This window comes from Oceanobacillus alkalisoli (genome assembly GCF_022213125.1).
GTDB classification, from domain to species: Bacteria; Bacillota; Bacilli; order Bacillales; family Amphibacillaceae; genus Oceanobacillus; species Oceanobacillus alkalisoli.
Window position 1 is genome coordinate 1 of record NZ_JAKNRA010000031.1, and the last position, 9,339, is coordinate 9,339.

Genomic DNA, 9,339 nt, shown 5'->3' on the forward strand with positions numbered 1-9,339 from the left:
GAAACAGAACTTGATTACTTATGGTATGCAAATTGCTATGTTAAAACAACTGCTAACCCGTAAATAATTACCGAGAAAGAATATTACATGGTTCAAAATAAATTAATGAAAAAATATGGCATCATTTCTGATAGTACAGGCTTAATTGTGTTTCTATTGGCGATACAATAGAAATAGACTGAGCAATCTGTTTATGTGTTTTTTGTTTGTTGAGAATTTTTTAAGTAGTTTTTTCAATTATGCAACAAACATCTCTTTTGTGTTGGGACTTAGTACAAAGGGAGAAAAAAGAATAGCTCACTTCCTTTTATGACACGAAAGGAGGTGAGAAAAATGAAACCATCTTCTTTTCAACCAACCATAGAAAATCAATTTTATTATATCTGTAAGAGTGCGATGGAAGATGAGCGTAAAAATCATTTCAAAACAAGAAATTTCCTTTTCTAATGCAGAGAATTCTCTTGTGAATCAATTATTTACTTTTGATCACTATGCCACGGATTTGCAAATGTTCACAGTGTACGGTTCTAACATTGGTGTAAAAAGTGATTTGTTAAGTGAAGCATTACGAAACCTGACAAAGAAAAACGCAGGATTATTATACTTTATTATTTTATGGATATGAGCGATACCGAAATTGCAGAGTTATTGAGATTAAATCGTTCAACAGTCTATCGTCACCGAACTAGTAGACTAGCTTTTATTAAAAAATTCATGGAGGAGCATACAGAATGTATATTCTTATGTAACGCCTTTAATCCAATCATTAATCAATACTAAAAGCTATATGATTCCCTACCGATATTTCGAAGAAGATCATCATACAGCCACCCACTGTATATCTAGAATATCTGATAAATCTTCATATAGCTTTCTCATTGCTTTGTATATTCACCACCTTTTTGATTATAAAAAGAGAACCCATGACAATGGATTCCTTATGTTAAACTTATAATTAGAATGTAAAATTCTTTAGTACCTCAGAGGTTTCTTTTATGCTACAAACTCGCCCATATGGCATAAAGGATGTAAAGCTATCTTCTGCAATCGCGCTCTGCTAATGTAAGATTACTTGTCTATAAAAATTTCTTTCAAAAAACTTTCAACAACTTCGCGAAATGTAGAAGATGCCTCCAAATGCAAATCGTGTCCAGCCTCAGAAATACAGATATAGCGCCCATCTGTAATGTTTTTAGCCATATTCCTTAGTATGTCTTGGGAAATAAAGCTTTTTTCTCCTCCAACAATTAATGTTGGGCAACTGATTTTCCCCCAATCCTCCCAGTAATTTTGGGAAACAACATCTTTAATTGAATGAATCATGTCCCTATTATTAAATGCTGGCCAATACCCATCTGGTTGTTTCTCCAACGACTCTGCGAAGGTTCGACCATATAAGGTGTCTCCACCGAAAAATCTTTTAGCATCATCAAAATTAAGAAAAGGTACTGGCCAACTTTCTAACCAATTTCTTATATTATCTTGTGCTTTAGGATCCGGCTCAGGAGTTGCTTCTACAACAATAAGAGCCTTTACAAGATCTGGGTGTTTGGCAGCAACAAGAAATGCGTTAAGTCCACCCATAGATTGACCAATCAGGACGATTGGAGCATCACAATATTGTTCAATTACATTAATAGCATCCTGTATATAAGCTTCACGCGAAAAATCAGGAATTATTGACTGGCTTTGACCATGGCCACGTTGGTCGAGCGCAATTACATGACCGTATTTAGTAAGCCATTCCGCAGTGCTTTTCCATTCACTCCCACGACCCGCTAATCCATGTAGTAATAAAAAATCTACATCTTCATTACCTCCGAAATCTAAAACATTTAAATTGCTTCCCTCGGATTCAATTTGAAAATTATTAATCACAATCACCTACTCTATTCTCCAAATTTTGTTCAGCATACTGGCCCGATATTGGAATAAAAAATTCCTTAAACTAATCATTCTATATCAGTTTAACATATATTAAACAGGTATATTACCCCGTTACACACTATACCAAATACCATCAATAACTTAATTCAATATCATTTTGTTAATTGATATACTAAAACGTTATTAATATCACGACTTGATCAAGAAATGTAACAAGTCGTGGTGTTTCAAATAAAATTTTTTTATTCTACAATTATCCAATTTATATCTTTTTCTAATGTGAGTATATATTGTGAAAACTTTTTGTTTTGGTTATTTTATCCAAATACTACATTGTTACCGCACTTTAATTTCATTCCCACTTCTCAAAAAACTGGATTAATCAATTAGGAAAGCAAATTTTTTAGGCTCGAATAACCTTTAAGTCAATCGGGCTTTTTCAGTTTTTTAAAGAAAGCGCTTATCCTTTTGGTAAAATATACAGTCCCATTTGTGATAATAGCGGAAGACAAAAAAATTACAGCTATCTGAACTTAAGCTAATAAAAACTTTTACATTTTTTATTAATCATGCAACAAATAGACCTTTTGTGTAGGGAATAAGTATAAAGCGAGTTCTATCCATCCCAATTTTCCGTCATGACTAGCCCTTGACCGATACCGACAAAAATAAGGACGGAGATCAAGTGAGTCGCAATCAATTCTGCTTCTGCCCCTTCCGCTAGTAACCAAGAGTATTCCGAAACCAAGCTCATAGCCTGCGACAATGAAGCTATTTGAGAAAAATTTGCCTCTAAGTCACCTTGAATGCTTGGAATGGCAACATTTACGACAAGAAGATCAAAAATAGTAATAAAACCAGCTAATAATAAAATAAAGAATCCTTAGAAACACTTTTTAATATAGTAATTTATACTTAAGCTGTATGACATCTGAACCATCTACAACTTTTTCGCTTTCTAATTTGATAAGCTCAGTTCCAATTTGATCGAATAAACAAATACCCTTCACAAGAAGAATAAGGGCTACATGAAGATGCATTTCATCAAGAAGCTGTACTTGAATACACTGCTTTCCAATACTAGCCGTACCAATACTTATATTTTTGCCGTTTGCAGCTTTCTTTGCCTGCCTGACAGCACTTTCAATACCATCAGTCACAAACGTAAATCGAGTGTTACCTTCAAGATACGTTTTTGGTGCCTTATGGGTCACGACAAAAACGGGTACACCTTGAATGGGATGGCTACCTCCCCATCCATTTACATTATCAAATGTTCTCCTCCAAACAACCATGGCACCTGTTGTTGTTGGGATAGATTCATCGAAAACATTTCTATTTATGCTTGATAACTTAAAAAAATCATTATAGCGACTCGGTTGATCACCACTAAACAACCAACTGTGAATGGTTTCTCCCCTATCTCCAAGTGGTTGCTTCTGATCATCATTTGAACCAGCTATAAAACCGTCTAACGACATAGAAATATCAAGAATTACTTTACTCATACGACCATCCCTTCTATTGATTAACAAAATTGCTTATTGACATCTCCATAACCATTGGTTATTATATAACCAATGGTTATCTAGTGGCAGATGATTATTAGACTTTGAAAAATGCGAGGGATTCAAAATGGTTCAAAAGCAACTTCCACGTTCTGAAAGAACAAAGCAAGACATAGTAAATGCCGCCAGGAAACTTTTTAGTAAACGGGGGTTTGAGGTGGTGACAATGCGAGAAATTGCGCAAGAGGCAGGATGCTCACATACAACCATTTATATTTATTTTGAAAACAAACTAGCGTTGCTTCATTATCTTTCCATGCCACCATTACAGAGTTTGAAACAACAAATGGAAGAAATTATAGAACAAACAAACTTACAGCCAAAAAGCAAATTAAAAACTGTTAGTCAGCAATTCATTCATTTTTGTCTGTCAAATCGCACCATGGTTCATATATTTTTCCATACGAAGCCAAGCCGAGTTGATGAGGAAAACCCAGAGATTGAAGTGAACAAAATAAGGATTGAACTTTTTAACCTGATTAAACAAAGTCTTCAGACCTGTCTTCAAATCGAAGAGAATGATCCTAGGATGTTGTCCTTTGGTCGTATTTACTTTTATACTCTACATGGGATTGTGGGCACCTATGAAAACTCTGAAGAGTCCGCAGAGGAATTGGTTAAACGGTTAGATGGGACTTTTGACGATACTATCGATGTATTGCTTTATGGCTTTCATCAAAAAATGAGGATGGAGGCTGAACACAAATGAAAATTGACCAAGTATCTGACCATATTTGGTCATTAAAAACATGGATGCTCATCCCCATTCACGTTTGGGTTGTTGTGGAAGAGAACGGTGTGACTTTAGTTGATGCAGGTTTGTCATCGATGGCTAAGGGAATTCTTAATTTTATTGAACAACTAAACGCTGGTCCACTGAAAAGGATCGTCTTAACCCACGGGCATTCCGACCACGTTGGGGCAATAAAGAGGATTTTAAAAGTGAAAACAGTACCAGTGTTTGCTCATCGAATAGAAATTCCCTACATGGAAGGTGACTATCCTTATCCTGGCAGAAAAAAAGCCACAGCATCTGTCAAAAAAGGGTTGATTCATTCTTTCTCAGAGGATGAAAATAAAAACCTCCAAACGTTCGGCAGTCTCACCCCTTTTTTCACGCCGGGACATTCACCAGGACATGTTGCTTTTTTTCACCATGAAGACCGGGTTTTATTAGCGGGGGACCTTTTCACTTCGAAAAAGGGGAAACTCCACAAACCGATACCCATGTTCACTGCCGATATGAACCAAGCAGTGAAAAGCAGTCGGGTTGTGAGCCAGCTAAAACCTGAACGTCTGGAGGTTTGTCATGGCAAATCGGTATTTCTTCCCGCGGATCAAATAGATGAATATATCGATAATACACGATATGAGTCTATGATGAAGGGGTAATCTAACCGGATATGTCATTCTTTTTTAGATGGTTTGGATTAATGCAATATTTAGGGCTAATGGCTTGAGTGTCTCATATGACAGAACCATAAATCGATATTAATTTGAAAGGAGCTGGTTTTATTCTAGGGACTAAAGTATCAAGATAGCAGATCATAGTAAGGACTTCACTTATATTTAGGGACAAATCAAAGAATTGAGGCGATGATTAATGGAATTCCGTAAAGCAAATAAAAATGATTTATATTCAATTGTCCGATTACTTGCTGATGATGAATTAGGCTCACAACGTGAACGGTTTGAAGAGCCGTTACCAGCTGCTTATATGGAGGCATTTAATGAAATTGAATTACAGAATGGCAATCAAATTATTTTAGCTGTTGAAAATGAAAAGATAATTGGATGTCTGCAACTGACAATCATTCCTGGAATAGCAAGACAAGGAATGAAACGTGCGCAAATTGAAGGTGTACGAGTTGATCGAGAATATCGTGGAAAAAAGATTGGTGAAAAATTATTTAAAGAAGCTATTTCAATCGCTAAATTGAAAGAATGTGGAATGGTTCAACTAACTACTGATAAACAACGCAGCGACGCTCATCGCTTTTATGAAAAATTAGGTTTCTTGGCAAGCCACGAAGGCATGAAACTGATTTTGTAAATAGTTTAATTGAATCATTTCTTAACGGCTGTAGCCACTGCGACTTTAACCTTTATACTCATTCAAGCAACACTTAAAATTGATAAAGTTTCGTGGAAACAACTGGGACAAGGAACTTTAAAAAAGAATATCTTTTCTTTTTTTCTAGGCCTACTTATTTGGGTAATTCCTGCATTTATTGGGACAATTATTAGTCTCATGTTTGGATTGGTTGAAATAAAAATTCATTCAGATTTAAACTACCTATTATTCAGCATTTTTATTTTATTTCATTGTATTTTTGATAGAAGCATTACCTGAAGAGTTTATTTTTAGAGGATATATATACCGGTATTTAAATGCTTTATTTCCTCATTGGATAACGATCATCTTGCAAACACTGTTGTTCTCATTATTTGCATATTTTATAGGAGCCATGTATTCCATTGAACAGATTCAGTTTCTTCCTGCCTTTGCAATCATATTAGGTCTGGTTAGGGCAATTTCAGGTAATGTGTGGACATCAATTGGATTCCACGTAGCTATTATGACTGCATTTCAAATTTTAAGTCCCCTCCATAATCATTTTGATGTAAGTGGTTTGATGACACTGAAATTTTTTGCCTTTATTTTGCTACCATCTGTTGTTGGAGCGACTGTATTGTCATTCATTTATTCCAACCACAAGTGGCGTAATAAAGAACCAATTTAGTAAAATAATTGGAGTTTACTGTTTTGAAATATTTTAAAGAGCCATGTATTGTATGAATTATAATGAAGCCGCTTGTTATTTTATAAATTCAACTCATGTTCCATTGAAGGGAATAAGGTGGGATAAATTTATAAGTAAAGAGGAGATGCGTGACTGCAGGACAATATAGCAAACGTGAAAAAGCTATACCTGCTCCAAGTCCCCAACGCTTCCTCACTGGTTAAAAGTGTGGAACCAAGTACTGCTCCGATACCTGTAGCAGAAAGAACCAAACCTAAAGTCGATGCATTAAATCCTAATTCAGTAGGAGCAAAGGTAATGAGAGCGGTACCAATCATGCTATGGAATAGGAACCAAACATGTGTGTTTAAATCTAATGTACGAAGAAATTCATGCTTGTACACCCAGCGTAAACCTTCTTTTATTTGTATTCCAAGTCGCTTTTCTGAAGTTTTTACTCGTATTGGATCATGTCTGATAAAAGCAATGACTAATATCGAATACAAATAGAATAATCCATTAACTAAGATTGCAAACGGAGCGCTCAGCCAAGCAATTAAGTCCAGAAACAGTCGGTCCACTAGTTTCAGATACGGCTGTACTTTGCGCCAATAGAGCATGTGCACGCATCAACAACCCTTTCGGTACTAGCTGGGGTACAAAAGATTGACTCGCCGCATCGTTAAATAGTGACATAGACCCAAAAATTATCATTATAACTATTAAACTACCTATACCAATTTCTCCAAAAACTACCAAAATATAAATTACCGCCAGTAAACCTAACAACACGTAAGGAATCCACCTCGAAGAATTAACCCAACCTACGTCGACAGCACTGTCCTGCATGTTAACTACTACTAAGACTTGAAGAGCAAGTGTCGTTATATACGTACCAAATCCTGAAACTGTCGAAGCGAGCTAAAATCGTATATAGCCTTTATGATTGGTAAGCTTCATCTATTCCCCTCCTTATTCCGTAAGATAACTTGTGGAATCAACAACTATATGATTCATTACTTTTCAGCCAATATGGTTCAAAACATTGGTCTTCAATACTGTCTGTCAATTCTTCTACTAAGTTTATCATGTGTATTTTAAATTTTATATATCATCTTGATAATAAACATGCATTATGAAAAATGTCATAAAATAAATCAAATACTTATATTAAGATTAGATTTTTTTGTGATAGCAATTATAAATATAAAGGTTTTTTCTTATCATTTTTTATTAAAAAAGAAATATTTTTATTCGCTTTATGAAAGAGATATTGCAGAATAGTATCCATTAAGAATTTGGAGGGAAAAAGATGATTACATTGATCATTTTATTTGGAAGTTTCCTTACTTTAGTTTTTTTATCACGAACAGGTCTTATCTTTAAGGATAAATCTTATCGGAGTTTAGCGACTTATGCCATGGCGGCATTTCTTATATTTTTTGGGCTAAGTCATTTTTATAAACAAAATGAATTGATATTAATGCTTCCTGAGTTTATACCATTTCCTGAGTTTATTGTTTTTATCACAGGTATCATAGAAATAGTTCTTGCAATTGGGCTCATCTATCCGGCAAGTAGAAAATTAAGTGGTATTCTTTTAGCGATTTACTTTATTGCAGTTCTTCCGGCAAATATTTATAAAGCGCTTCATACGATAGAAATAACAGGCACACTTAGTAATCAGACCATGTCATGGGTACGTATCTTTTTTCAGCCAATATTTATAGTTTGGGCATTATATGTTAGTAAAGAAGATAAGCCATTAAAACAACATCCTAAAAATATAAGTTTAGAAAACAGTGAAATAGAACTAAACTCGAATAATAGGCAGACATAAAAAGTATTCGGGTTTTACCAGTGTCGAAGAAAAGATAACGGCTACAATGTCACCGAAAATCAGGTTAATAAATATGTAATATTAAATGAAGGAATATACATTAGTGAAAAGAAGACTTAGTTATCTCATATCTTAAAATGGAGGTTAAATTATTATGGAATCATTTCAACTAACAAAGGAATTTTTCTCAACAGGTGTATTAAGTTCGCTCTTTTTTAAGGACACGGCGATATGAAGGAGGTTATCGCCGTGTTTATTTATGTTTACCCTGATTTAATATCACTCGACCTATCAAGAAAGGTCTTAAAGTGCTATGGGATTATTATGGCTGCAATGTGCGAATACACAATTCCTAATAAAATATATCAACTTTTATGCCCCGCTGTCTTATGTTCAGTTGGGCTTTTTGTGAATTTCATAATTTTTTAAGAAAATTACTCTTATTTTTGGCATTTCATAAAAAATCTTGTTGAAGGTTATGAAAGGGGAAATCATCACCCACCTTTGCAGTTGCAAAGGGAGAGGAAATGCATGATAGAACCAGATTGTACCGTGTGGCAAGTTCGCTGTGCATTTAATGCTTTTTGTAAACGTGTATTGAAGAATGAAGCAATCAACATTTATAACGAAAGGCAACAACGTCTAACAAAGGAGATGACATTTTCGGATCTCACGCCACAAGAAGAAAATCAACTCTTTACCTTAGATAAGCAATATGAAGGAGAAGAAGGACAAAGTTTTCAAGTGGCTGGAAAGAAAATCACTCCAAAATTACTTGCTGAAGCGCTGCATAATTTGCCAATAGAAAAGCGTAAGACAGTCCTACTATATTACTTTTTTGATAAATCAGATGTAGAAATAGCCGAACTATTAGAGATTCCTCGTAGTACGGTTCAGTATAGACAAGACGGACAAGCTCTTTTAAAAGGTTAAAGCGATTTTTGGAGGAACATGCAGATGACTGGGATGATTGATGCTAACACAAAAGACAACGAATGTGGCTTATTACCGTATCCAATTATTTTAGCTGCAAATAAGGGTGATCCAGAAGCGATGAATTACGTTATTTTGCATTATGGAAGCTATATGGCAAGTTTGTCTATGCGTAAAATTTATAATGAGCGTGGTAATACGTATTGGGGCATTGATGTAGACACACATGATCGTTTACGTTCGAAGCTTATGCAGGGCATTTTAGATTTCAAGATTTGATTGTATGGTTAGGTTTTCCCTTTCATATATATTGTTCTTTGACAAAGAAAGCACGGAAGATAACGCCGCGCAGTATAAACAAAAAATC

At 34.9% G+C, this 9,339-nt stretch carries 10 protein-coding genes and 2 pseudogenes; 8 read left to right on the forward strand and 4 right to left on the reverse strand.

Annotated elements, in window-relative coordinates; genetic code table 11:
• Window positions 1-333: 333 nt before the first annotated feature.
• Window positions 334-780, forward strand: a pseudogene (locus L3V42_RS17840) (RNA polymerase sigma factor).
• 288 nt (window positions 781-1,068) lie between these two features.
• On the opposite strand, the gene L3V42_RS17845 reads toward L3V42_RS17840, so the two are convergent.
• The 3 genes from L3V42_RS17845 to L3V42_RS17850 all read right to left on the reverse strand — a co-directional run bounded on the left by L3V42_RS17845 (window position 1,069) and on the right by L3V42_RS17850 (window position 3,395).
• A complete protein-coding gene (locus tag L3V42_RS17845; protein ID WP_207520896.1) occupies window positions 1,069-1,884 on the reverse strand; it encodes an alpha/beta fold hydrolase in 816 nt (271 codons plus the stop codon).
• Between the two features lie 619 nt (window positions 1,885-2,503).
• Window positions 2,504-2,635, reverse strand: a complete 132-nt coding sequence (locus L3V42_RS18390) for a hypothetical protein (protein WP_255783503.1) — start codon at window positions 2,633-2,635, stop codon at window positions 2,504-2,506.
• Window positions 2,636-2,783: 148 nt separating this feature from the next.
• Window positions 2,784-3,395 (reverse strand): dihydrofolate reductase family protein, encoded by a 612-nt coding sequence (locus tag L3V42_RS17850; RefSeq protein ID WP_207520895.1) that lies wholly within the window; start codon window positions 3,393-3,395, stop codon window positions 2,784-2,786.
• A gap of 127 nt (window positions 3,396-3,522) precedes the next feature.
• On the opposite strand from L3V42_RS17850, the gene L3V42_RS17855 reads away from it, so the two are divergent.
• From L3V42_RS17855 to L3V42_RS18615, 4 genes and pseudogenes are all read left to right on the forward strand, one after another.
• Window positions 3,523-4,164 (forward strand): TetR/AcrR family transcriptional regulator, encoded by a 642-nt coding sequence (locus L3V42_RS17855; RefSeq protein ID WP_207520894.1) that lies wholly within the window; start codon window positions 3,523-3,525, stop codon window positions 4,162-4,164.
• On the forward strand, window positions 4,161-4,847 hold the full coding sequence (locus tag L3V42_RS17860) for an MBL fold metallo-hydrolase (RefSeq protein ID WP_238472616.1): 687 nt from the start codon (window positions 4,161-4,163) through the stop codon (window positions 4,845-4,847). Before L3V42_RS17855 ends, L3V42_RS17860 begins: the two co-directional genes overlap by 4 nt.
• A 211-nt stretch (window positions 4,848-5,058) precedes the next feature.
• Complete coding sequence (locus tag L3V42_RS17865) at window positions 5,059-5,508, forward strand: GNAT family N-acetyltransferase (protein ID WP_156987693.1); 450 nt, start codon at window positions 5,059-5,061, stop codon at window positions 5,506-5,508.
• A gap of 265 nt (window positions 5,509-5,773) precedes the next feature.
• Window positions 5,774-6,199 (forward strand): annotated as a pseudogene (locus tag L3V42_RS18615) (CPBP family intramembrane glutamic endopeptidase); the annotation flags it as partial.
• A 128-nt stretch (window positions 6,200-6,327) separates the two neighbouring features.
• Here L3V42_RS18615 and L3V42_RS17870 read toward each other — a convergent pair.
• Window positions 6,328-6,819 (reverse strand): MFS transporter, encoded by a 492-nt coding sequence (locus L3V42_RS17870; protein ID WP_238472617.1) that lies wholly within the window; start codon window positions 6,817-6,819, stop codon window positions 6,328-6,330.
• A 692-nt stretch (window positions 6,820-7,511) separates the two neighbouring features.
• On the opposite strand from L3V42_RS17870, the gene L3V42_RS17875 reads away from it, so the two are divergent.
• The 3 genes from L3V42_RS17875 to L3V42_RS17885 all read left to right on the forward strand — a co-directional run bounded on the left by L3V42_RS17875 (window position 7,512) and on the right by L3V42_RS17885 (window position 9,251).
• On the forward strand, window positions 7,512-8,039 hold the full coding sequence (locus tag L3V42_RS17875; RefSeq protein ID WP_156987685.1) for a DoxX family protein: 528 nt from the start codon (window positions 7,512-7,514) through the stop codon (window positions 8,037-8,039).
• A 531-nt stretch (window positions 8,040-8,570) separates the two neighbouring features.
• Window positions 8,571-8,972, forward strand: a complete 402-nt coding sequence (locus L3V42_RS17880) for an RNA polymerase sigma factor (RefSeq protein WP_439651906.1) — start codon at window positions 8,571-8,573, stop codon at window positions 8,970-8,972.
• Window positions 8,973-8,996: 24 nt separating this feature from the next.
• Window positions 8,997-9,251, forward strand: a complete 255-nt coding sequence (locus L3V42_RS17885) for a helix-turn-helix domain-containing protein (RefSeq protein ID WP_238472618.1) — start codon at window positions 8,997-8,999, stop codon at window positions 9,249-9,251.
• Window positions 9,252-9,339 lie beyond the last annotated feature (88 nt).